This is a genomic window from Xanthomonas sp. NCPPB 3218, assembly GCF_056725185.1.
On the sequence record NZ_CM161516.1, the window covers coordinates 4,099,332 to 4,122,723 of the forward strand.

The 23,392-nt window shown below is 66.1% G+C and carries 22 protein-coding genes and 1 riboswitch; of the genes, 8 read left to right on the forward strand and 14 right to left on the reverse strand.

Annotated elements, in window-relative coordinates:
• Nucleotides 1–10 precede the first annotated feature (10 nt).
• From AC1PLS_RS16930 to AC1PLS_RS16940, 3 genes are all read left to right on the forward strand, one after another.
• Nucleotides 11–406 (forward strand): ribosomal maturation YjgA family protein, encoded by a 396-nt coding sequence (locus tag AC1PLS_RS16930; RefSeq protein ID WP_184433527.1) that lies wholly within the window; start codon nucleotides 11–13, stop codon nucleotides 404–406.
• A 157-nt stretch (nucleotides 407–563) separates the two neighbouring features.
• Entirely contained in the window at nucleotides 564–890 is a 327-nt protein-coding gene (locus tag AC1PLS_RS16935) for a hypothetical protein (protein ID WP_184434363.1), read from the forward strand.
• A gap of 246 nt (nucleotides 891–1,136) precedes the next feature.
• Nucleotides 1,137–2,738: a rhamnogalacturonan lyase B N-terminal domain-containing protein gene (locus AC1PLS_RS16940; RefSeq protein WP_481103884.1), complete on the forward strand. Its 1,602-nt coding sequence runs from the start codon at nucleotides 1,137–1,139 to the stop codon at nucleotides 2,736–2,738.
• 500 nt (nucleotides 2,739–3,238) lie between these two features.
• Here the strand turns inward: AC1PLS_RS16940 and AC1PLS_RS16945 are convergent, their stop codons facing one another.
• Nucleotides 3,239–4,054 (reverse strand): GH12 family glycosyl hydrolase domain-containing protein, encoded by an 816-nt coding sequence (locus tag AC1PLS_RS16945; RefSeq protein WP_046344285.1) that lies wholly within the window; start codon nucleotides 4,052–4,054, stop codon nucleotides 3,239–3,241.
• A gap of 476 nt (nucleotides 4,055–4,530) precedes the next feature.
• On the opposite strand from AC1PLS_RS16945, the gene AC1PLS_RS16950 reads away from it, so the two are divergent.
• Nucleotides 4,531–5,475: a DegV family protein gene (locus tag AC1PLS_RS16950; protein ID WP_184433524.1), complete on the forward strand. Its 945-nt coding sequence runs from the start codon at nucleotides 4,531–4,533 to the stop codon at nucleotides 5,473–5,475.
• 619 nt (nucleotides 5,476–6,094) lie between these two features.
• Here AC1PLS_RS16950 and AC1PLS_RS16955 read toward each other — a convergent pair.
• The 6 genes from AC1PLS_RS16955 to AC1PLS_RS16980 form a co-directional block, all read right to left on the reverse strand.
• Nucleotides 6,095–7,675 (reverse strand): CocE/NonD family hydrolase, encoded by a 1,581-nt coding sequence (locus AC1PLS_RS16955; RefSeq protein ID WP_184433522.1) that lies wholly within the window; start codon nucleotides 7,673–7,675, stop codon nucleotides 6,095–6,097.
• Nucleotides 7,676–8,015: 340 nt separating this feature from the next.
• Nucleotides 8,016–8,990, reverse strand: coding sequence for a thiamine-phosphate kinase (thiL, locus tag AC1PLS_RS16960; RefSeq protein WP_154832628.1), 975 nt, complete (start codon nucleotides 8,988–8,990; stop codon nucleotides 8,016–8,018).
• Between the two features lie 110 nt (nucleotides 8,991–9,100).
• Entirely contained in the window at nucleotides 9,101–9,589 is a 489-nt protein-coding gene (gene nusB, locus AC1PLS_RS16965) for a transcription antitermination factor NusB (RefSeq protein ID WP_024940797.1), read from the reverse strand.
• Entirely contained in the window at nucleotides 9,586–10,050 is a 465-nt protein-coding gene (ribH, locus tag AC1PLS_RS16970) for a 6,7-dimethyl-8-ribityllumazine synthase (RefSeq protein WP_005997267.1), read from the reverse strand. The genes nusB and ribH overlap by 4 nt, the downstream gene beginning before the upstream one ends.
• A gap of 270 nt (nucleotides 10,051–10,320) precedes the next feature.
• Nucleotides 10,321–11,460: a 3,4-dihydroxy-2-butanone-4-phosphate synthase gene (ribB, locus tag AC1PLS_RS16975; RefSeq protein WP_039519001.1), complete on the reverse strand. Its 1,140-nt coding sequence runs from the start codon at nucleotides 11,458–11,460 to the stop codon at nucleotides 10,321–10,323.
• Nucleotides 11,457–12,059: a riboflavin synthase gene (locus tag AC1PLS_RS16980; protein WP_054592512.1), complete on the reverse strand. Its 603-nt coding sequence runs from the start codon at nucleotides 12,057–12,059 to the stop codon at nucleotides 11,457–11,459. Before AC1PLS_RS16980 ends, ribB begins: the two co-directional genes overlap by 4 nt.
• A gap of 162 nt (nucleotides 12,060–12,221) precedes the next feature.
• Nucleotides 12,222–12,400, reverse strand: a riboswitch (FMN riboswitch).
• Nucleotides 12,401–12,619: 219 nt separating this feature from the next.
• Here AC1PLS_RS16980 and AC1PLS_RS16985 point away from each other — a divergent pair.
• A complete protein-coding gene (locus tag AC1PLS_RS16985; protein WP_104567979.1) occupies nucleotides 12,620–13,243 on the forward strand; it encodes a hypothetical protein in 624 nt (207 codons plus the stop codon).
• Between the two features lie 95 nt (nucleotides 13,244–13,338).
• On the opposite strand, the gene ribD is transcribed toward AC1PLS_RS16985, so the two are convergent.
• The 5 genes from ribD to AC1PLS_RS17010 form a co-directional block, all read right to left on the reverse strand.
• On the reverse strand, nucleotides 13,339–14,433 hold the full coding sequence (gene ribD / locus AC1PLS_RS16990) for a bifunctional diaminohydroxyphosphoribosylaminopyrimidine deaminase/5-amino-6-(5-phosphoribosylamino)uracil reductase RibD (RefSeq protein ID WP_184611329.1): 1,095 nt from the start codon (nucleotides 14,431–14,433) through the stop codon (nucleotides 13,339–13,341).
• Complete coding sequence (locus AC1PLS_RS16995; RefSeq protein WP_184379242.1) at nucleotides 14,430–14,915, reverse strand: GNAT family N-acetyltransferase; 486 nt, start codon at nucleotides 14,913–14,915, stop codon at nucleotides 14,430–14,432. The genes ribD and AC1PLS_RS16995 overlap by 4 nt, the downstream gene beginning before the upstream one ends.
• Entirely contained in the window at nucleotides 14,912–15,436 is a 525-nt protein-coding gene (gene nrdR, locus AC1PLS_RS17000; protein ID WP_006453216.1) for a transcriptional regulator NrdR, read from the reverse strand. The genes AC1PLS_RS16995 and nrdR overlap by 4 nt, the downstream gene beginning before the upstream one ends.
• A gap of 102 nt (nucleotides 15,437–15,538) precedes the next feature.
• Entirely contained in the window at nucleotides 15,539–16,792 is a 1,254-nt protein-coding gene (glyA, locus tag AC1PLS_RS17005; protein ID WP_046344297.1) for a serine hydroxymethyltransferase, read from the reverse strand.
• Between the two features lie 191 nt (nucleotides 16,793–16,983).
• Complete coding sequence (locus AC1PLS_RS17010; protein WP_024940591.1) at nucleotides 16,984–17,499, reverse strand: RcnB family protein; 516 nt, start codon at nucleotides 17,497–17,499, stop codon at nucleotides 16,984–16,986.
• A gap of 226 nt (nucleotides 17,500–17,725) precedes the next feature.
• Between AC1PLS_RS17010 and ettA the strand changes: the two genes are divergently transcribed.
• Nucleotides 17,726–19,387 carry an energy-dependent translational throttle protein EttA gene (gene ettA / locus AC1PLS_RS17015; RefSeq protein ID WP_024940592.1) on the forward strand — a complete coding sequence of 554 codons (1,662 nt, stop codon included), beginning with the start codon at nucleotides 17,726–17,728 and terminating at the stop codon, nucleotides 19,385–19,387.
• A gap of 60 nt (nucleotides 19,388–19,447) precedes the next feature.
• Here the strand turns inward: ettA and def are convergent, their stop codons facing one another.
• The gene (gene def, locus AC1PLS_RS17020) at nucleotides 19,448–19,963 is read right to left on the reverse strand and encodes a peptide deformylase (RefSeq protein WP_046344300.1); all 516 of its coding nucleotides are present in this window, start codon (nucleotides 19,961–19,963) and stop codon (nucleotides 19,448–19,450) included.
• Between the two features lie 201 nt (nucleotides 19,964–20,164).
• Nucleotides 20,165–20,587: an arsenate reductase (glutaredoxin) gene (gene arsC / locus AC1PLS_RS17025; RefSeq protein ID WP_481104512.1), complete on the reverse strand. Its 423-nt coding sequence runs from the start codon at nucleotides 20,585–20,587 to the stop codon at nucleotides 20,165–20,167.
• A gap of 663 nt (nucleotides 20,588–21,250) precedes the next feature.
• On the opposite strand from arsC, the gene AC1PLS_RS17030 reads away from it, so the two are divergent.
• Both AC1PLS_RS17030 and AC1PLS_RS17035 read left to right on the forward strand, forming a co-directional pair.
• A complete protein-coding gene (locus AC1PLS_RS17030; protein ID WP_161961087.1) occupies nucleotides 21,251–21,664 on the forward strand; it encodes a post-PEP-CTERM-1 domain-containing protein in 414 nt (137 codons plus the stop codon).
• The gene (locus AC1PLS_RS17035; RefSeq protein ID WP_481103885.1) at nucleotides 21,657–23,315 is read left to right on the forward strand and encodes a PA domain-containing protein; all 1,659 of its coding nucleotides are present in this window, start codon (nucleotides 21,657–21,659) and stop codon (nucleotides 23,313–23,315) included. Before AC1PLS_RS17030 ends, AC1PLS_RS17035 begins: the two co-directional genes overlap by 8 nt.
• The last annotated feature ends 77 nt before the right edge of the window (nucleotides 23,316–23,392 follow it).

Sequence of the window (23,392 nt, forward strand, 5' to 3'; positions counted from 1 at the left end):
GGTGACCCGCATGGCGTTGGGCGTGCGCTGCACCTACCTGTCGGTCGCATTCGCCGTGTTTGTCATCGAAGTGGCGATCGGTGCTGGCAGACTTGGCGGGCCGTGGGTGCGCGGCAGCCTGGGCGATGTGCTGGCGGTGATCCTGGTGTATTGCGGATTGCGCGGTGTGCTTGCGCTGCCGCCACGCTGGGCGTGCGTGCTGGCGGTGGCGATCGGGTGCCTGATCGAAGGGCTGCAGGCGCTGCATCTGGCCGACCGGCTCGGGCTGCGCCCGGGCAGCGCGGCCTACATCGCGCTTGGCAATACCGCCACCGTGCACGATCTGCTGATGTATCTGGTCGGCGGCGGGGTGGCGTACATCGGCGATATGGCATCGTGCCGCGTCGCCGCGTCTTCCCAGCGATAAACAACTGCATTGATACACTCCCTCGGGCCTACCGCATGTTCTGCGTCTCCTCATCGACACTGATCGACAGCGTTGGCATCCCGTCCCGGCAACGGCAGCAACGGCGTGCCCGCGCCGCCGCCGCGTCGCAGTGACCTCGCTGTTCCAGGGAGGCGGCTTGCGCTCGATCGATCGCGTCGTATTGCGCCAGGCGCCGGCCAACCTGCTACGCGGGCTGGAAGCGGTCGGCGGGCGGCTGATCCTGACCGCCGATGCACTGCACTTTCAGCCACATCCCTACAACATACAGACCCGGTCGCTGACCGTGCACCTGAGCCAGATCGCAGCAATGCAACCACGCTGGACGCGCCTGTTCGGGCTGCTGCCGGTGGCGCCGACATCGCTGGCGGTGCAGCTGCACGACGGCGGCGAGCACCGTTTCGTGATCGGCAAACGCGAACAGTGGATGGCTGCCATCGCCTCGGCGCGCGACGCCCTGGACTGACGCTGCACGACAAGCGCGGCCGCACTGATGCGCAAGGGCGCATGCCCGACTGGCGCACCGCAATGCCCTGGCGTCGTCCCGCATGCCTGCGCATCGCAGAAGGAGCGTGAACTGCGCTGCGTTTCAGCACTGCATCTTGTACGCGGTGCACGCTCTGCAGGTCCGGCCATCGCCGTCGTTGTCCAGCCCGCCTAGCATCGCGCGTCGGCACCATAGCGACGCCCCTACTTCGGCATGGAGATCGATATGCCCAGCACTATCCTGCGCATCCTGGCCTGCACATTGTTCCTGTACGGCGGCGTCAGCGCGCCGGCCATCGCCGCATTTGGCGTCACCCGCAGCGGCGACCGTGTCGTTGTCGATACCGGCGCCGAGCTGGTGTTTGCGGTCAACGCCGGCAACGGCGACATCGTCTCGATGCGTTATCGCGACAACGCGCTGCAGACCACCGAGTCCAAGGGCTCGCAGATTGCCTCCGGCCTCGGCAGCGCCAGTGTGGAGGCGCGCGTGGTGGACGCCACGATCGTGGTCTCTGCCAAGGCCGGCGACCTGACCCAGTACTACATCGCACGCAAGGGCCGCAACGCGATCTACATGGCCACCTATGCACCGACGCTGCTGCCGATCCGCGAGCTACGCTTTGTCACCCGCTTGAACGTTGCCAAGCTGCCCAATGCGCAGCAGGAGCCGGACTCCAATGTCGGCAGCCCGGTGGAAGGCGAGGACGTGTTCCTGCTGCCGGACGGACGCACCAGTTCCAAGTTCTATTCGGCGCGCCGCATGATGGACGACCAGGTGCACGGCGTCAGCGGTTCGGGCGTGGCGGTGTTCATGCTGATGGGCAACCGCGAGCGCAGTTCCGGCGGGCCGTTCTTCAAGGACATCGCCACCCAGAAAACCCGCGTGACCCATGAGCTCTACAACTACATGTATTCCGATCACACCCAGACCGAGGCATTCCGCGGTGGCCTGCATGGGGTGTACGGGCTGCTGTTCACCGATGGCGGGACGCCCTCCAGCGCACAACTGGACACCACCTTCGTCGATGCAACGCTGGGGTTGACCGGTTATCTCGCCAGTGACGTGCGCGGCGCGCTGAGCGGCCGGGTGAGCGGCGTGCTGTCCGGCCAGCCTGCCGTGATCGGCCTGCGCAACGACGAGGCCGAGTACTGGGCCACCGCCAACGGCAGCGGCGATTGCCAGATTGCCGGCGTGCGCCCGGGACGCTACCGCATGACGCTCTATCAGAACGAACTGGAAGTCGCGCAACGCGACGTGGAGATCCACGCCAACGCGACCACGCAAGCGGCACTGCAAGCGGTTGTGCTGCCGGGGACCATCAAATGGCAGATCGGCACGGCCGATGGCACGCCGGCCGGTTTCCGCCACGCGGATCTGCTGCCACGCGCGCATCCATCCGACAAGCGCATGCGCTGGACCCCGGTGACCTATACGGTTGGATCGAGCAGTGCGGGCAGCTTTCCGGCAGTGCAATGGCGCGGCATCAACACCCCGACCCGCATCGACTTCACCCTGGGCTCCAGTGAAGTGCGTGGCTATCGCCTGCGCATCTTCGTGCCGCTGACGCAGGTCGGCGCGCGCCCGCAGATCAACGTCAATGCGCGTTGGAATGGCCCGGTGCCGGCCACGCCCACGCAACCCAGGACACGCGGCATCACCCGCGGCACATGGCGCGGCAACAACACCCTGTATGAGGTGGACATCCCCGCATCTGCGCTGCAATCGGGCAGCAACCGGATCGAGATCGGCATCGCCTCGGGATCGCCGGACAACGGCTTTCTCAGCCCGGCCGTGGTGTTCGACAGTATCCAGCTGGTGGCGCTGTAAGCAATCCGCCAATCCAGCGAGCGGTGGTCGGACAAGCAAGGGCTGCACGTAACAACGCCTCGCACCCATTGCAGAGACCGTGGCACTGCCCGCATTCGCCTGGCACGTGTGCAAAGCTGGCGATGGCAGCGCCAGCCACACCGATATGGCAATCACCGCGCGCAACTGCGTGCGGTGATTGCGGCGGTGCATGAGATTCCGGAAGCGGCAGACCCTCACACTGCACGGTCGATGCACGTCGCCATGCATATGACCTGCGCGCTGACTCGGCCTGCCCGACTGCCGTCAGTCGATCCGCTGCGCGAGCCGTCGGCAGCCAGGACGCAAGGCATGCAATGCATGCGTCGCGCACATGCCACCTCGTTGGCTCTCGAGCGGCCTGCAATCGTTGACGATTGTCAGGCCAGCGCCGCAGGTGCGATCACCGGCGTGCGGTGTGCTGCACGCCGGTCTTTACGCTAATGACGCACCCTCGGCCATGTCGCCGATGGGCATCGTGCTTACTGCGCATCCAGCGTCGCGCTCACCTTGGCCCAACCATTGCCGCGCACCACTTCGAAACCCGCCTCGGCTGCATGCAGATACATGCTGTTGTTGTAGCGCCCATCCTTGGACCGGTTGGTCTGCAGCCAGTTGAGGAAGGGCTTGGCGTCCACGTTGAGGCTGCCGCTGGTCTTGAGCGTGGCCTGCCCGGCGGTGCCGGTCGGGATGAACGTATAGACGTAATAGCCGGCGCCGGAGTTGAAGCCCTCCCACAGGTCGAAGGTACGCCCGCCCGCGGTGATCACCTTGCTGGCAGTCAGTGTGCCGATCGGCCAGGAGTTGTGGTCGCCCCAGATCATCACTTCCAGCTGCGGGTTGCCCTTGGCGGTATCCCAGCGGAAGAAGATGTCGTAGGCAAAGTCGCCTGCGAGATTGGTCCCGCCGGCGCTGTAGGTGAACTTGAGCGGGATCTTGCTCAGCGAGGAAATCTGCCGCGGAAACAGCGTATCGCTGGTCGGGTTCCAGTCGTAATGCCAGCCGCGCACGATCGCCGGGTAGCCGTAGAGATTGTAGTCGGCGAAGTTGAAGGTGACGGTCAGCTCGGGCGTGCTGCCGGTGCCGAACGTGCCCTGGATGATGTTGTTGGGATCGTTGAAATTATTGACCCACGCATAGTGGTTACCGAAGATCTTGTAGGGACCGGCCAGCGCCGCTGGCGTCAGCGCGACCAGACCCACGGCCAGCGCAGCCTTCCACCAGCGCGATGCGCGCCGCCGTGTAGTAGGCGCCTGTGCGCCAGTCTGAGTAAGGGTGCTGGATTGGCTGTTTTGCATGTTGACTCTCTCCGAGTAAGTTCAGCGCGGCGATGCCGGTGCGGCAGCGTCGAGAGCCGCTTTGCAGCGGTCGCGTCGGACCCTAGCAGCGGCGTTGTGACGGGAGCTATAGCAATTGCAGCAGGCCTCGCTCGCCATCTGCGATAGCGGGCGCCACCTTGCAGCCGAAGCGTGCGCCGATCCTCAGTTCGCAAGGTAAATCACAGTGCGACAGGATGTACCGGTCATCTGCATGACAGCGCGGTGCATGCCAATGCTGCGGAGCCACATCGGGGCGATCTGCGTTTTGACAGCGCCTGCAGCTGCTTGCGGCGGTCCATTCGCCTCCGTCGAGCTTGCCTGATGACCGCGCGCCAGGCTCCCGTCCGCGGCTTGCGCGCTTCGGCACCCGGCCTTCGACCGCGGCCCTACTCGCCTCTGCTGTTTTGCGATAGCGTTCGCAGTTACAGATAACGCAACAGCCGGAGGGGGCGACGATGCGCATCGGAATCGTGGTGGACAGTGCCTGCGATTTGCCGCAGGACTTCATTCAACAAAACAACGTCATCGTATTGCCGATCAGCGTACGTATCGGCGAAGCGGTGCTGGCTGATCACCGCGATGAGGAAGCGACGCTGAGCTTTCTGCAGGCACATGTGGCCGAGCGTGGGCACGAAGCGGAAACCACGCCGTTTTCGGTCAACCAGATTCGCGACCTGTTCCTGCAACGGCTGGTCATCGACTACGACCACGTGTTCTGCCTGACCATCTCCAAGCTGCGCAGCCAGATCTTCGATAACGCGATGCAGGCCAGCTTCGCGATCCTCAACGATTACAAGCCGATCCGGCAGGCCGCCGGCCACACCTCGCCGTTCGCGCTGCGCGTGATCGATACGCTCAACCTGTTTGCCGGCCAGGGCATCACCGCAGTGGAAGCGGTACGCCTGCGCGCGCAGGGTCAGGGCGTGGCGGCAATCCGCAGCCGGCTCGAACAGCTGGCCGAACACACCTACGGCTACATGATTCCGCGCGATCTCTACTACCTGCGTGCGCGTGCACGCACCAAGGGCGATCGCAGCGTGGGCCTGATCGGCGCCGCGCTGGGCAGTGCGCTGGACATCAAGCCAGTGCTGCGCGCCTACCGCGGCGTCACCGAACCGGTGGCCAAGTTGAAAGGCTTCGAGCCGTCGACCGAAAAGCTGTTCGGCTTTACCGTGCGCAAGATCCGCGAGGGCTTGATGACACCGACCGTCTGCGTGGGCTACGGCGGCGAACTGGCCGAGCTGCACGCCCTGCCCGGCTACGCCGCCCTGCAAAGCGCCTGTCAGACCCACGACGTGGAATTGTTCGAAAGCGTGATGAGCCTGACCGGCATGGTCAACGTCGGCAAGGGCGCACTGGCCGTGGCATTTGCAGCCGAACCGCATACCTTTTCGGCCTGAAAACAAGGCCGAGGGCGCGGCGCCCCCGCCGGCTTCAGGACACGCCGATCTACAGCTGACCTATCCGCGCACCCCGGATCTCCAAAGACAACCACGCACACCGACCATCCCGACATGTCATGCCCTGCTTGCCCGTGCACACCGACCATCTCGACTGGTCCTTGCCCGCCCACCGTCGCGGGACCTTACGCGGCATGGATGCCGCGTAAGAGCCTACACGGACGTACTTGCGGCGTGTCCCGCGAGGGTGGGCGGGCAAGGGCCCTACCGCCAGGCCGCAGAGCAACCGCTCTACAACTGATCTATCCGTACTGTTCGAACTCTCGAAACACAAACGCCTAACCCAATCGCGACTTAGAACGTTGGCATTGTCCGGACGCGATCAGACGCTTAATTCAAAAACTCGATGAGTCGAGCGCGCAGTACCCTCATCACTTGCGGGACACGCCGTGAATCCATCCCTGGAAGCTCCGTGGCGGCATCCATGCCGCCAAGGGTCCCGCAAGCGGCGAGGACACCGCTCTGAGAGTTAATCGATACTTTCCAAAGCTTGCGCGTTGCTCGGCTTGCATTGAACGATGACCAGACGCGGCGCCATCCGAGTAAGCCCAGCGCAGCGTTACCGCAGCGGCACGTTCAATACCGATGGCGTTGCCGCCGGCGAGGTAAACGTCACCGTGCCGCCGCCATCGCTGGCATCGGTGTAGCGCACGTCCTGCGTGTCGATCACCAGCACCAGGCGCTGCCCTGCCGGAATCTCCGCAGCAGCTGCTTGCAGCGGCCAATCCAGCGTCACTGCTTGGCCAGGTGTAGCCCCGCGTAGCGAGTACGGCGCATGCGTGATCAGTTGCGCCACGCCTAGCGCGTCCATGCGATACAGATACGCGAACAGGCTCACTTTCGATTGGCTGGGTACCACGGTCACGCGCAGCGATGGACTGCCGGCCAGCCGCCGCAGCGTGTTCGATGGCGCACCCACCCACACTGCCGCACCGATGCGATTGACCAACGGAATCGAGGTGGTGACCGGCACACCGATGCCTTGCAACAAACCACTGACCAGGACCACGCCCGAGTCGGCCAACGTCGGCACATCGGTGGCGATGCGCGATTGCCATCCGCTGGCGGTGCCGCCGATCAAACCGCCGGTGGGGCTGAGCAATCCGGACGGTGCGGATAACCCCAGGCGCGTGTTGCCCTGTTGCACCGACGCCCAGTCCGCGTACTCCAGCCATTGCCCCGCGCGCGGCGACAGCCGCACCGGCGCTTCGCTGTCCACGCCGTTACGCAGCTGCTTGAGATGTCGATCGAACCAGCGCGTGGTCGCCGTGTAGACCTCGTTGGGCAGGCCGAGCGCGCCCGGCAGCTCTGCGGTGGCGTGATCGCCCTGGCTGAGCAGCAACTGCTTGGGCCCGCGCAACTGATTGAAGAATGCGATGGTCTGGTTCGGCGGAAACAGGCCGTCGTTGAAGGCATTGCCCAGCAGCACCGCCGTGCCACGCGCATTGAGCGCGGCCACATCGCTTGCCGGGCTGCGCGACGCGGCCTGCGGCAGGAAGCCCTGCACGGCGCCGTCGTAATCGCCAACGGCAACCCGTGTGCTGATCTGCGCCAGATCCGGGCCGGGACGTCCGGTCAACGCGCCGGCACCGACCAACAGCCCAACGCCTTGCTGGCTGACGGTGCGGTTGGAATACAGCGACGCTTCCAGGTCCGCCCAGCCGCTGAGCGCAGCCACGGCCTTGATGCGCGGATCGCGCTCGGCCGCCAGCAGGCTGATGCCCGCGCCATACGAGATGCCCGACGCACCGATCGCATTCGCATTGGCCGGCGTATGCGCCAGCGCCCAGTCGATCACCGCGCTGACGTCTTCCACGGTGTCGGCGCCGGCGATATCGATCTGCCCGGCCGAATCCCAGAACCCGCGCGAGGTGTAGCTGACGACCACGTAGCCATCGCTGGCCAGCTGGGTCGCGCGACCGAGGTACTCCAGATTCGGTAACGACCAACTGGCCGGCATCACGATCAGCGGAAACGGCCCGCTGCCCTGCCCTTGCGGCACCAAGACCAGTGCGCCCATCGGCGCGCCGTCCCAGCCGGGAATCCGTTCGTAGGTCTTGCTGAAAGCGCCCGCCACCGCCGACGCCGATGCCACCAGCAACGCCAATGCGGCGATGCCTCCGATCCAACGCTTGTTCATGCGGATCTCTCCCACGCAAGGCCGGGCCGGGATGGCCCAGCGGCAACTGCCATGCATCCGTGGTTCAGGGGGAGAACGTCGCGAACGTACCAGACGGTACGGTATGGCTCAAGGGCTGGGATTCGGGATTCGGGATTCGGGATTCGGGATTCGGGATTCGGGATTCGGGATTCGGGATTCGGGATTCGGGATTCGGGAGGCGGGAGGCGGGAGCGTAGGCGCCGCAACGGCTGGCACGTGCTGAAGTGCAAGCCGGCGGATGCCATCGCATGGCCGCTCCCGACCCGCAGACGTTGGCTGCAATGCAGCACGCCCGCGCAACGCTTCCTGCGCGCTCAGCTCAGCCCACGAAGTGCTGATATCCGCGTTGCGGCGGCTGCCACGGGTTGCCGTCGGCGTCGTGGACCACCACGCCCGGCGTGGCGACGATCTGGCCGATGCGCGTCACCGCGACTCCGGCGAAGTCCATCGCCTGCACCACCGCGTCGCGGTGTTGCACGGCGGCGGTGAAGCACAGCTCGTAGTCGTCGCCGCCGCCGAGTTGCCAACCGATGCATTGCAGCGCACTGATCCCGGTACTGCGCGGCATCGCCGGCAGTGCCGCCAGCGCCAGCTGCGCGCCCACGCCGCTGCGTTCGCACAGATGGCCCAGATCGGCGAGCAAGCCGTCGGAGATGTCCACACAGGCATGCGCAAGGCCACGCAAGCGCAGCCCGGCCTGCACGCGCGGCTGCGGGCGCAGCAGCCGGCCGCGCCACAGTTCGTGCAACGGATCGGCCGCCGCGCAGGTCACGTCCAGCTGGCCGGCTTGCCACAGCGACAACGCCGCCGCCGCCTCGCCCGGCGCGCCGGTGACCCAGACGTCGTCGCCCACACGCGCGCCATCGCGACGCAGCGCCGCACCCGGCGGCAGGCTGCCGATCGCGGTCACCGCACACGCCAACGGCCCGCGCGTGGTGTCGCCACCGACCAGCGCAATGGCATGCGCATCGGCCAGTGCAAAGAATCCATCGGCGAATGCGTCGACCCATGCGGCATCGTCGTGCGGCAACGACAGCGACAGGGTGCACCAGCGCGGCTGCGCGCCCATCGCGGCCAGGTCGGACAGATTGACCGCCAGCGTCTTCCAGCCCAGATCCTCGGCACGCGTCTCGTGCGGAAAATGCACGCCCGCATTGAGCGTATCGGCGGTGATCGCCAGTTGCTCGCCCGGCGGCGGTTGCAGCAATGCCGCATCGTCGCCAATCCCCAACGGCACATCCGCACGCGCCGCAATGCGCGCGCGCAAGCGGGCAATTAGATCGAATTCGGGCATTTGAAGGGCCGAGATTGGGGATTTGGCAGTGGGGATTGGTCACGGCGCACATTGGCAGGGACCAGCGCGGCGGCCAATCCCCAATCCCAACTGCCCAAGCCCGCGGCGCCTCAGGCGCCGCTAGCGCCGCTAGCGCCCGACTCCACCTTGCGCCACTCCACTGAGGCGCGATCCAGCACGCCGTTGACGTAGGTGTGGCCGTGCTCGGAGCCGAAGCGCTTGGCGGTTTCGATCGCTTCGTTGATCACCACGCGGTACGGCACGTCCTGGCGATACAGCAGCTCGTAGGCAGCCAGGCGCAGCACTGCGCGCTCGATCGCGTCGACTTCTTCCACGCCGCGATCCAGATACGGCGTCAGCGCGGTGTCCAGCTCGGCACGGTTGCTCAGCACGCCTTCGACCAGGTTTTCGAAATAGGCCAGGTCGGCCACTTCGTGCGCCTGCTCATGCGCAAACTGCGAGATCACCTGCTTGGCGAACCCGCCGGAAATCTGCCAGGCATACACCGCCTGCAAGGCACGCCGACGCGCGCGCGAACGCAGCACCGGGTCGATGCCGTCGCGACGGACGTGGCGGGCGTGTCCACCGGACTTGCTCATGGCAACAACTCCATCAAATTGACCAGTTCCAATGCCGCAAGCGCGCATTCTTCGCCCTTGTTGCCATGGCTGCCACCGGCACGCGCCTCGGCATCTTCCACGCGCTCGACCGCGAGCACGCCGTTGAGCACCGGCACGCCGGTCTGCAACTGCACGCTCATCAGGCCTTCGGCGCACAGGTCGGCGACGTGTTCGTAGTGGCGGGTGTCGCCGCGGATCACGCAGCCCAGCGCGATGATCGCCGCATGCTGTCCGGATTGCCCCAGGCGGTTGGCGGCGATCGGAATTTCCCAGGCGCCCGGCACGCGGATCACGTCGATGGCGTCCTCGCCGATGCCGTTGCCGGCCAGGCTCTGACGCGCACCGGTGACCAGCGCGTCGGTGATGCGGGCATTCCAGCGGCTGGCGATGATCGCAAAGCGCGCGGTGGTGGGGCGGAGATCGCCTTCGTAGTGGGTCATGCGGGTCGGCAACTCGAGGGGGCGGCAAGTTTAACAGCTGCCGGGGCCTGGCCCGGCCGGTACGTGCCGGCCGGGGTGCCGAAGCAGGCCCGGCCATGTCTCCAGGAAACGATTGTGGAGCGCGCAGCAGGGGCTGGTGCGGCGGCAGCTGGCAGCTCGCAGCGGGCATGGTCGATACGCAACAACCGCAGGAACCGCCCGGCCAACACGGTTCCTGCTGCGCGCCCGGCAACCATCGGACGGCGGCGGCTCCATGCCGCCCACGCTACGTCAGGGCAGCGCGGCCGCCGGCACCGAGCGCACCCCTTCGCCCGCGTGGCATTCCAGGTACTCCACCACCTCCAGCCCAAACCCGGCCAGGCCCACCTGACGCCGCGGCGTGCCCAGCACGCGCAGCTTGCCCAGGCCCAGTTCGGCCAGGATCTGCGCCCCGGCCCCGTTGCGCCGCCACTGGCTGACGTCCTTGGCGTTGGTGGCCGCTTCCGGTTGCTGGCGCAGCCGCGCCAGCAAGGATTCGGTGTCGCGCGGTGCCGACAGCACCACCATCACGCCCTGCCCTTCGGCGGCGATCGCACGCAAGGCATCGGTGGCGGCCACGCCAAAGTCGTCGCGTTGCCAGTGCAGCAGATCGGCCAGCGGGTTTTCCACCTGCACGCGCACCAGTGTCGGCGTGGCCGGATCGGCAGTGCCGCGCACCAGCGCAAAGTGCAGGTCGTGGGCGATGCGGTCGCGGTAGGTCACCAGCGTGAACGGGCCGAACTCGGTGCTGATCTCGCGCTCGTCCACGCGCTCGACGGTGTGCTCGTTAGCCAGGCGGTAGGCGATCAGATCGGCGATCGAGCCCATCTTCAGCCCGTGCTCGCGCGCGAACACTTCCAGCTGCGGGCGGCGCGCCATGCTGCCGTCCGGGTTGAGCACTTCCACCAGCACGCCGGCCGGTTCCAGCCCGGCCAACATCGGCAGGTCGCTGGCCGCCTCGGTATGGCCGGCGCGGGTCAGCACGCCGCCGGGCTGGGAGATCAGCGGGAAGATATGCCCCGGCTGGCTCAGATCCTGCGGCTTGGCATCCGGCCGCACCGCGGTGCGCACGGTGTGTGCGCGGTCGTAGGCGGAGATGCCGGTGGTCACGCCTTCGGCCGCCTCGATGCTCACGGTGAAGTTGGTCTGGAACTGCGCGGTGTTGTTGCGCACCATCGGCGCCAGGCCGAGCTGCGCGCAGCGCTCGCGGGTCAGCGACAGACACACCAGACCGCGCGCGTGGGTCACCATGAAGTTGATGTCCGACGGCTTGACCAGCTCGGCCGCCATGATCAGATCGCCTTCGTTCTCGCGGTCCTCGTCATCGACGATCACCACCATGCGGCCGGCGCGCAGTTCCTCGATCAATTCCGGAACGGGTGCGAAATTCATGCCGCACCCCGCGTGCCGAGCAGGCGTTCGACATAGCGCGCCACCAGGTCGATTTCCAGATTCACCTGCGCGCCAACTGCGGTCTGCGCAAACGCGGTGTTGGCCACCGTGTGCGGAATCAACGCGACCTCGAAGCCGTCCGCGTCCACTTCGTTGACGGTGAGGCTGACCCCGTCCACGCAGATCGAGCCCTTCTTGGCGACATAGCGCAACACCGCCGGCGGGGCGGCAAACCGCCAGCGCTGCGCGCGCGCATCGCCGTGCACCGACTGCACCTGGCCCAGACCGTCGACATGCCCGCTGACCAGATGCCCGCCGAGGCGGTCGGTCGGGCGCATCGCGCGCTCCAGATTGAGCAACGCACCTTCCGGCAAGGCGCCCAACGTGGTCAGCGACAGGGTTTCGGTGGAGGCATCGGCCTGGAAGCTGCCCGCGTCGAAGGCGATCACGGTCAGGCACACGCCGTTGACGGCAATGCTTTCGCCCAGTTGCACCGCCTCGAACGGCAGGTTGCCGGTGGCGAAGGTGAAACGCACATCGCCGCCCTGCGGCTGGCGCGCCGCCAGATGGCCGACGCCTTCGATGATTCCGGTAAACATCAGCGCCCCCCCGTCGTTGATGACGACAGTGCGGACGGAGTGCGGTGAAAGATCGCGACGCAGCGCGACGGGTGACGCATGGACATAGTCGTTTCTCGCAGGAGTTGAGCGAAAAACGCCACAAGGCAAACAGGCGCGCGCACAGCCGCAAGGCTGCGCGTTGGCCGTCTTCTTTCATCCGGACTATACCGTCGGCCCCGGCATCGCACCGGATCTGCTGACCTTGCGCAGCAGGGGTTTCGCGTGGATCCGCTCAACCCTGAAGTGCAAGCGCTCGCGGGCTCGCATGCTTGCGCATGCCTACCGCCGGTGGGGAATCGCACCCCGCCCTGAAGACGTTCGTGAGTACCGGCGAACCGGTGCGCAAAGTCTAACAGGGCACATCGGCGCGATGGCTGAGCGTGGGCCAAGGCTGGCAGGACACTGCGTCATGTGGGGAAATCCCCCATAGCCAGGATTGTGAAGGATCTGTTAATTTACGCGCCGCGACGGGAGACGTCGCTTTTTTCCCTCCCGCAACGGGACGGAGACACGGACATCAATTCGGAGAGAGACATCCAATGCGTAACACCCTGATTCTGGCTGCCCTGCTGGCCGCCGCACCGTTTGCCGCATCGGCCGAAGGCCTGAGCTATTCCTACGTCGAAGGCGGCTGGAACCGGACCGAAATCAACGTCAACGACGCGTCCGACGACATCGATGGCGGCTACATCCGCGGCTCCTGGCAGATTGCCCAGCCGGTCTACCTGCTGGCCAGCTACGAGCGTGCCACCAAGGACTACAACCTCGGCAGCGGCTTCGTGATCGACGGCACCCTGCAGCAGGCCACGGCGGGTATCGGTTACCGCCAGGAAATGACCGAGCGCGTCGAGTTCACCGCCGACATCAGCGTGCTGCGCACCAAAGTCGAATCCGATCTGCGCCTGCGCGGCCGTTCGATCGACAAGGCATCGGATTCGACCAACCTGGGCTTCGCCAACCTGGGCCTGCGCGGCAAGCCCTCGCCGCGGACCGAAGCCTGGATCAAGGCCGGCTATATCGACGGTAGCGACGTGGACGAAGGCGAGTTCGTCGGCACCCTGGGTGGTCAGGTCAACTTCACCCGCACCTGGGGCCTGGTCGCCGAAGCGCAGTTCATCGACGACGCCAACCAGTACAAGGTCGGCGTGCGCGCGAGCTTCTGATCGACGCGACTCAGATACACGAAGGCCCCGCATGCGGGGCCTTTTTCATGCGCGCAACAGCACAGCTGCGCGGTATCGCGCAGGCCATGCAGCGCTCACCCGGCAACAACCGGCGCATAGCGCAGACGCAGATCCTGACCGAGCTGGCGCACATCCAGCAGCTGCAACGCAGCGCGCTGCGCCATCGTCTCGATGCCCAGCCCGGCCAGCAGCGGCCTGGCGGTATCGCCCAGCAGTACCGGCGCCATGTACACCAGCAGTTCGTCGACCAGGCCGGCCTGCAGCAGCGCACCACTCAGCGTTGCGCCGGCTTCCACATGCACCTCGTTGATGCCGCGCTCGCCAAGCAGTGCCACCACCGCCGCCAGATCGAAGCGGCCGGCTTGCAACGGCATCGCAAGGAACTGCGCATCGTCCAGCGACGGCGCGGCGACATCCTCGCCATGCAGATACAGCGTGGGCGCATCGCCCTGACGCAGGTTCCTGCACGCCAACGTCCGTAGCCCGGCATCGAGCACCACGCGCAGCGGCGGCACGACCGGCGTGTCATCGCCCAGCCGCACCGTCATGGAGGGGTCGTCGGCCAGCACCGTGCCCGCACCAGTGAGGATCGCGCCCGCACGCGCGCGCCAGCGCTGCACGTCTGCGCGCGCGTCACTTCCGGTGATCCACTTGGATTCACCGCTGGCCAGCGCCGTACGCCCATCCAGGCTGGCGCCGAGCTTGACACGTAACCACGGCCGCCCACGCTCCACCCGCGACAGAAACCCACGATTCAGCGCGCGCGCCTGTGTTTGCAGGACACCACTGAGCACTTCGATTCCGGCCTCGCGCAGCAGCGCAAATCCGCCGCCGTTGACCTGCGGAAACGGGTCGGCCATCGCCGCAACCACACGCGCAACGCCGGCATCGATCAAGGCCAGGGCACAGGGCGGCGTGCGTCCGTAATGCGCACACGGCTCCAGCGTGACATAGGCGGTGGCGCCACGCGCCAGCGCGCCAGCCGCGCGCAGTGCGAATACTTCCGCATGCGGGCCGCCGGCACGTTGATGAAAGCCCTCGCCTACGCACGCGCCATCGCGCACGATCACGCAGCCAACCATCGGATTGGGGCGGGTGGTGTAGGCGCCACGCTCGGCCAGGCGCAATGCCTGCGCCATCCAGCGATGGTCGTCGGCCGTTGCGCTCATTGCGTTGCCGCTTGCGGTTCGATACACATCACCACGATCTGCATCGGCCCCAGCAGTAATTCTGCATGCGTCTGCCAGCCCAGCCGCTGATAAAACGGCACCAGCACTGGTTGGCAATACAGGTACAACGCCGGCACGCCCATGCGCGCGGCGGCCTGCACGCAGTGCGTCACCAGCGCCTCGCCGATGCCCTGCCCGCGCGCCTGCGGCTGCACGTACAGCGACGCCAGCCATGGCGACCATTGCCGAATGCGCGAATCGTCGTTTTCCAGCAGGCTGACCGACCCAAGCCACTGCGCCTGATCGAGCGCCACCCACGTGGTCGGGATCACCCCGTCGCGCGTGTGGCTACGCAACTCGCTCAAGGCCTGATCGAAATTCCAGTCCGGCAACAGACTGCCGAAGGCCTGCAGATGCGCCTGCGCGATGGCGGGCAGCAGCTGCGGCGCGTCGGCCACGCACGCGATGCGGACCGCGCTCACCGCTTGCCGGGCTTGCCGGCGCGCTCCAGGGCCGCTTCCAGCAACGGCAACTGCTCGATGCCGACCGGGAGCTCGCGCTCGAGCTTTTCGATTTCCTCGCGGAAATCGGCCACGTCCTGAAAGCTGCGGTACACCGAGGCGAAGCGCACATAGCCCACATGATCCAGCTTGCGCAGCTCGACCATGACGTATTCGCCCACGCGCAGCGAGCCCACCTCGCGCTCGCCGGACATGCGCAACTGATGCACCACCGCGCGCACTGCCGCTTCGATCTGTTCTTCGGACACCGGGCGCTTTTGCAGCGCGCGGTCGAAACTGGTGCGCAGCTTGCGCGCGTCGAACGCCTCGCGCCCGCCATCGCTCTTGACCACGGTCGGCAGCTTGAGCTCGATCGTCTCCAGGGTACTGAAACGCTCGCCACACGCCTCGCACTCGCGACGCCGACGAATCGTCGTCCCGTCTTCGGACACCCGCGAATCGATCACGCGGGTGTCGTTGTGCTGGCAGAAGGGGCAGTGCATCAGGTCGCCGAGATTGGGAAGTGGGGATTGGGGATTGGCAACAGCAGGAGCAAGGACGCGCTTGTCGCGCATCCCCAATCCCGAATCACCAATCCCGGCACCTCAGCCATACACCGGATACTTCTTGCACTGCGCGGTCACCGCGTCGCGGACCTTGGCCAGCACCGCTTCGTCGCTGGGGGCGTCGAGCACATCGGCGATCCAGTTGGCCAGGTCGATGCTGTCCTGCTCCAGGTAACCGCGGGTGGTGATTGCCGGGGTGCCCAGGCGCAGGCCGGAGGTGACGAACGGCGAGCGCGGGTCGTTGGGCACCGAGTTCTTGTTGACGGTGATGTGCGCCTTGCCGAGCGCGGCCTCTGCGTCCTTGCCGGAGACGTCGCGGCCGATCATGTCCACCAGCATCAGGTGATTTTCGGTGCCGCCGGACACGATCTTGTAGCCGCGTGCGATCAGCGTGTTGGCCATCGCCTGCGCGTTCTTGACCACCTGCTGCTGGTAGGTCTTGAATTCCGGCTCCAGCGCCTCCTTGAACGCCACCGCCTTGGCCGCGATCACGTGCATCAGCGGGCCGCCCTGAATGCCGGGGAACACGATCGACTGCAGCTTCTTCTGCAGCTCTTCGCTCGCGCCCTTGGCCACGATGATGCCACCGCGCGGGCCGCGCAGGGTCTTGTGCGTGGTCGAGGTGACCACGTGCGCATGCTCCAGCGGGCTCGGATACACGCCTGCGGCGACCAGGCCGGCCACATGCGCCATGTCCACGAACAGATACGCACCGACGCTGTCGGCGATGGCGCGGAAACGCGCCCAGTCGATCTTCTGCGAATACGCCGAGAACCCGGCCACGACCATCTTCGGCTTGTGCTCGGTGGCCAGTCGCTGGACTTCGTCATAGTCGATCAGGCCCTGCTCGTTGACGCCGTACTGCACGGCGTTGAACAGCTTGCCGGAGACGTTGACCTTGGCGCCGTGGGTGAGGTGGCCGCCATGGGCCAGGCTCATGCCCAGGATGGTGTCGCCGGGCTGCAGCAGCGCCAGATACACCGCCTGGTTGGCCTGCGAGCCGCTATGCGGCTGCACGTTCGCATAATCGGCGCCGAACACCTGCTTGATGCGCTCGATCGCCAGCTGCTCGGCAATGTCGACGAACTCGCAACCACCGTAGTAGCGCTTGCCCGGGTAGCCTTCGGCGTACTTGTTGGTCAGCTGGCTGCCCTGGGCCTCCATCACCAGCGGGCTGCAGTAGTTTTCGCTGGCGATCAGCTCGACGTGATCCTCCTGGCGGCCGGCTTCAGCAGCGATGGCCTGGGCCAGTTCGGGGTCGTAGGTTTCCAGTCGGACGTCGCGCGAGAACATGCAGAGCTCCGGGGCAGCTGTTGCCAGTAGGGGCGCAGATTGTAAGCCCCCGCATGGACAGGTGACCAATTGAGACGCGGGCGCAGGCCGGGCGCGCCATTGCGGGTTCCGTCCTGAACGACAAAGGCGCACCGGAGTGCGCCTTTGCGGGTTCCCTGCCTACCCAGGCCTGACCCGGACGGTAGACAGGCTTAGTTGTTGAGCACCAGGTCGGCGATCACCCCGGTGGCGATGGCCACCAGCAGCAGATTGCCGGTGTTGTCGCGCTGCCAACGGTAGCCATACGGCGGGCGGCGCAGGTTGTAGCGGTCGTAGTCGTTGATCACGTAGACCGGGCCGTGGTAACGCTGACCGCGGGCCCAGTACGGGCGCGGCGGCGGGCCGGGGCGGTAGTAGCTGGGGCGATCGTAGACATAGACCCGGTTGCGGTCGTAGCGACGGTCCTGATAACGGGCATCGCGATACCCCTCGCGGTAGCCGTTGCTGTAGTAACGGCGGTCATCGCGGCGGTCGGCCCGGCGCTCGTCGTGCCAGTCGCGGCGGTCGTTGCGCCAATTGCCACGGTGATCGCGGTCGTGGCGATCGTCGCGATCATGACCACGACGGTCGTGGCCGCGGCCCCAGTCGTCGGCAAACGCTGCCGGGGCCACGGAGCCCAGCGCCAGGATGGAGGAAAGCACAACAGTCACGATGCGTTTGCGGTTCATGGGATTGCTCCTGTCTGCGATGTCGCAATTTCATTAAGGCGCTGGCCGCCTTAACGCATTCTTGCTGGAATCGATTACGAAAACGCCCATTCAGGTGGAAGGTAAGCTGCCGTTTAGCTGCGGCCGCGCCGCCGCGAGCCAGGCCGGTTGCCCGTATAATCGGCGCAATCCCTTTTCCGCTGCCTCCGGCCCCGGCCGGTGGGCTGCCTGCGTCCACGGAGCACCCATGTCGCAATACATCTACACCATGAACCGCGTCAGCAAGGTGGTCCCGCCCAAGCGGCAGATCATCAAGGACATCTCGCTGAGCTTTTTCCCGGGCGCCAAGATCGGCCTGCTGGGCCTGAACGGCGCCGGCAAGTCCACGGTGCTGAAGATCATGGCCGGCGTGGACACCGATTTCGAGGGCGAAGCCCGTCCCCAGGCCGGCATCAAGGTCGGCTACCTGGCACAGGAACCGCAGCTCAACCCCGAGCACACCGTGCGCGAAGCGGTCGAGGAAGGCGTGGGCGACGTGCTGCAGGCCCAGGCCGCGCTGGATGCGGTGTACCTGGCCTATGCCGAGGAAGGCGCCGATTTCGACGCCCTGGCCAAGGAACAGGAACGCCTGGAAGCGATCCTGGCCGCCGGCGATGCGCACACCCTGGAAAACCAGCTGGACGTGGCCGCCGATGCGCTGCGCCTGCCGCCGTGGGACGCGGTGGTCGGCAAGCTGTCAGGTGGCGAAAAGCGCCGCGTGGCGCTGTGCCGGCTGCTGCTGCAGAAGCCGGACATGCTGCTGCTCGACGAACCGACCAACCACCTGGACGCCGAATCGGTGGAATGGCTGGAGCAGTTCCTGGCGCGCTACACCGGCACCGTGGTGGCGGTGACGCATGATCGCTACTTCCTCGACAACGCCGCCGAGTGGATCCTGGAACTGGACCGCGGCCGCGGCATTCCGTGGAAGGGCAACTACACCGACTGGCTGACCCAGAAGGACGAGCGCCTCAAGCAGGAAGACAACCAGGAAAAGTCGCGCCAGAAGGCGATCCAGAAGGAACTGGAATGGTCGCGCCAGAACGCCAAGGGCGGCCGCACCAAGGGCAAGGCGCGTCTGGCCCGCCTGGAAGAGCTGCAGTCGGTGGACTACCAGAAGCGCAACGAGACCAACGAGATCTTCATCCCGCCAGGCGAGCGCCTGGGCAATGCGGTGATGGAGTTCAAGAACGTCTCCAAGAAGTTCGGCGACCGCCTGCTGATCGACAATCTGTCGATGATCGTGCCGCCCGGCGCCATCGTCGGCATCATCGGCCCCAACGGTGCCGGTAAGTCGACCCTGTTCAAGATGATCACCGGCGCGGAGAAGCCCGATTCCGGCGAGATCGTGGTCGGCCCGACCGTGCAGCTGTCCTACGTGGACCAGAGCCGCGACAAGCTGGAAGGCAACCACAACGTGTTCCAGGAGATTGCCGGCGGCCTGGACATCCTCAACATCAACGGCGTGGAGATCCAGTCGCGCGCCTACATCGGCCGCTTCAACTTCAAGGGCCAGGACCAGCAGAAGATGGTCGGCTCGCTGTCCGGTGGTGAGCGCGGTCGCCTGCACATGGCCAAGACCCTGCTGCAGGGCGGCAACGTGCTGCTGCTCGACGAACCGTCCAACGACCTGGACATCGAGACCCTGCGCGCGCTGGAAGATGCGTTGCTGGAGTTCCCGGGCAACACCTTCGTGATCTCGCACGATCGCTGGTTCCTGGACCGCATCGCCACGCACATCCTGGCGTTCGAAGGCGACTCGCACGTGGAGTTCTTCCAAGGCAACTACCGCGAGTACGAAGAAGACAAGCGCCGCCGCATGGGCGATGACGCAGGTCCCAAGCGTCTGCGCTTCAAGGCGCTCAAGTAAGCACGACAAGGGCGCCGCAAGGCGCCCTTGTCACATGCGGGTGCAGCTGCGACCGATGGCCTACAGGTCGTAGGACAGCACGTCTTCGAAGCCGAAGGTGGCGAAGTTCTCGATCCGCGAGGGATACAGGCGGCCGACCAGATGGTCGTACTCGTGCTGCACCACGCGTGCGTGGAAGCCTTCGGCCTCGCGCTCGATCGGGCTGCCATCCGGCGCAAAGCCGCGGTAGCGAATGTGGCGATAGCGCGGAATGACCGCACGCAAGCCGGGAATCGACAGACACCCTTCCCAGCCGTTTTCCATCTCCTCCGACAGCGGTTCGATCTGCGCATTCGCCAACGCGGTGCGCGGCACCGCCGGCGCATCGGGATAGCGTTCGCTGGCTTCGAAGCCGAACACCATCAGCTGCAGGTCCACCGCGATCTGCGGTGCGGCCAGGCCCACGCCACGCGCATCGTCCATGGTCTCGAACATGTCGGCCACCAGCGCGCGCAGCTCGGCACTGCCCAGGTTGGTCACCGGCGGCGCCACGCGCAGCAGGCGCTTGTCGCCCATGCGGATAATCTCGCGAATCATCTGACTGCTCCCGGGAAACGTTGCGGCGATTCTAAGACCTGTGCGGTAGGTGGGGGTGAGGTTGGGGAGTCGGGATTGGGGAGTCGGGAATCAGGATTAGGGATTGGTCGCTGGGGCGTCAGTGGCGCTGCTTGGCGTTTCGCATCTGAGCTGAGGTGGCTGCGCTTGATGTGGAGCGACTGCGTTTCGGGTATCTGTCTATCAGCCCGTTACGCGTTGCCCGGCATCGTCCAGCACGCGTTCGCCGTCTTCCTTGACGAAGCCGCTCGTCGCGTGCGGCAGCAGGTCGAGCACGCGTTCGGAGGGGTGGCACAAGCGCGTCCCCAATGCGGTTTGCACGAAGGGGCGGTTGATCAGGATCGGATGCGTGAGCATTGCGCTCAGCAACGCTGCGTCGTCCAGCGCGGGATCGTCGAGTCCCAGTTCCAGATACGGGGTGCCTTTCTGACGCATGGCCGCGCGAACCGAGATGCCGGCGGCGGCGATCAGGGACTGCAGCGTTTCGCGGGTGGGCGGGTGCTGCAGGTAGTCGACGATCTGCGGTTCGATGCCGGTGTGGCGGATCAGGGCGAGCGTATTGCGGGAGGTCCCGCAGTTGGGGTTGTGATAGATGACGGCGTGCATGGGAACCTGGTGCGCGGAGTCACCAAGACTGTAACGCGCTGCGGTCGAATGGCGCGCGGCGTGCAGAGCCAGCGCAGCGTACGCGCAGCCCGCGCCGATGCCGATGCCGATGAGCATTGACGCACGGGTTGCGCACGTTGCTGCGGCCGCGCTACTTGCGCAGACCAGCCACTGACCAGGCTGGAATACAGCCCCTCCCCCCCCCCCCCGGGAGAGGGATTGGGGTGAGGGTACGGGGGCGAAGCTCAGGTGCACTCGAACCCTGCTCTCAACCTACAGCAGGCTTCGCCCGTATCCTCATCCGCCCCTTCGGGGCACCTTCTCTGGGGGGGGGAGAAGGGAATAAGTCGTCCAGAGCTTGGCTGCCGTGAATTGTCCGTCGAGACCATGGGCCGGAGAGGCTTCCGGCCCGGGTGGTTCGTGTCAAAAATCTGGCCGATCTGGGGCCAGCTGCCGCTGCAATCCCCGGAAATTTCCCCAACGCAACTGCCGCGATGACCGTTTCAGGCTCTCGCTTCGCATTCAGCGGCCAATATGTCAAAAGATTGACACACATCACGGATTCATGATTCAGTCATGAACAGACTGAAACGGAAGGATTCCCCCGATGCCGGTGTCTGCACGGCGTCCCTTTTCCCTGTTGGACTCAAGGAAACCCCAACGATGATGAGCTTTCGTAAGCCCGGATGGATGCTGTCCGGTGTGTTGTGTGTCGTCTGCCTGCCGGCCCTGGCCGTGGCGCAAGAGGCTGCAACCAGCAGTTCCAAGGTGGGTATCGATCCCGTCACCGGCAAGCTGCGCCCGCTGACCGACGCCGAGAGCGCGGCGCTGGATCAGCAGGCTGCGTCGGCTGCCCGCAGCAGCGCTGCCCGCACTGCGGTTCCGCAGACCGAATCGGCCGCACGCGCGACCGAGCGACGCCTGCCCAACGGCACCGTGGCGCGCAAGTTGCCGGCCACGCAGATGAGCTCGCTGATGGCAACCCGTCAGGCCGATGGCCGCATCGTCATCGAGCACAGCGAAGACGCCGACACCCAACCCACCCACGCCGAGCACGGAGCGCTGCCGCATGAATAAGCCCTTGTTGCTGTTGTCCCTGGCCGTGGCTGCGGCCATCGCGCCGCTGCATGCAGGCGCCGCCAACGTCACGCTGATCAATGGCGATGCCGGCACCAGCGTCGGCTTGAACGACCCCACCAGCGCAGCGCCCTTGGGCGGCAATCCGGGGCGCTCGGTCGGCGAGCAGCGTCGCATCGCCTACCAGTACGCGATGGACCTGTGGGGCGCGGTGCTGCAGAGCAACGTCGAGATCAAGGTGTATGCCTCGTTCGCGCGGCTGACCTGTACCGCCACCGGCGGCACGCTGGGCCAGGCCGGCCCGAACTGGATCGTCAACGACTTCCCCGGTTCCAAGCCCAATACGCTGTATCCATCCGCGCTGGGCGATGCGATCGCCGGGCAGGATCTGGTCCCCGATCCCAGCGATCCGGCCGACGTGTTCTCGCAATTCAACGGCGATCTGGGCAAGCCCGACTGCCTGGCCGGCTCGGGCTGGTACCTGGGCCTGGACGGCAAGACGCCCGAAGGCCAGATCAACTTCCTCAACGTGGTGATGCACGAGATCGGCCACGGCCTGGGTGCGGCGGGCTTCCTCAACAAGACCACCGGCGTGCTCGGCTCGGGCAGCGGCCTGACCGACGTCTACACCGCGCAGGCCTTCGACAACGTGCAGAACAAGCGCTTCGACGATCCGGCCATGACCAACGCGCTGCGTGCCGAAGCGATGCGCACGCCGGGGCGTACGGTGTGGGCCGGCACGCGCGTCAACCGCGAGGCGGCGCTGATCCTGGATCCGCGCACCCTGTTGCAGGTGAGCGCACCGGCCAGCGCGGCGGGCAAGTTCGAGGTGGGCTTTGCCAGCTTCGGGCCGCTGGCCACGGCGGCCAATTTCCCGGCCCGCGCAGTGGTGACGGTCAACGACGGAGTGGCTGCCGCATCGGCCAGCGATGGTTGCGAAACGCCGTTCGTCAACGCGGCCGAGGTGGCCGGCAAGGTGGCGCTGATCGACCGCGGCACCTGCGCGTTCGCGATCAAGGTCAAGAACGCACAGCTCAACGGTGCGGTGGGCGTGATCGTGGCCAATAACGCGGCCGGCGTGCAGACGATGGGCAATGCCGCCCCGCCGATCACCGATATCACCATCCCGGCGATCATGGTCTCGCAGACCGATGGCGCGCGGCTGAAGGGCAGCGCCGGAGTGGTGGCGGCGTTGTACGAAGACCCCGAGCTATTGCAGGGCACCGATACCGCGGGCCGCACGCGGCTGTATTCGCCCAGCGTGGTGGCCGGCGGGTCGACGTTCTCGCACTTCGATACCGACCTGCAGCCGAACGCGTTGATGGAACCGTTCGATACGCCGGAAGTGCAGGCGCATCTGAACATCGACCTGACCCCGGCGCTGTTTGCCGATATCGGCTGGACACTCAATCGCGGGCTGGCCAAGCTGGGCAACTGCAATACGCTGGTGCCGACGCTGGAGACCGGCGGGCTGATTCCCGGCGCCAACATCTCGGCCGAAAATAGCCTGTGCAAGTCGCAGAATGCCGGCAACCGTCTGGGGTATCTGACCTGCATGGACGAGCACGCACGCGAGTTGCAGAACCAGGGTGCGATCAGCCGCATTCAACAGGCAGCGGTGTTTGTCTGTGCCACCAAGGTGCGCCCGTAACAACAGGCGCAGTCTGCGTTAATCGATGCAATGCGAACGGCGCCGGGAGGCGCCGTTCGTTTATCCGTGCTCACACT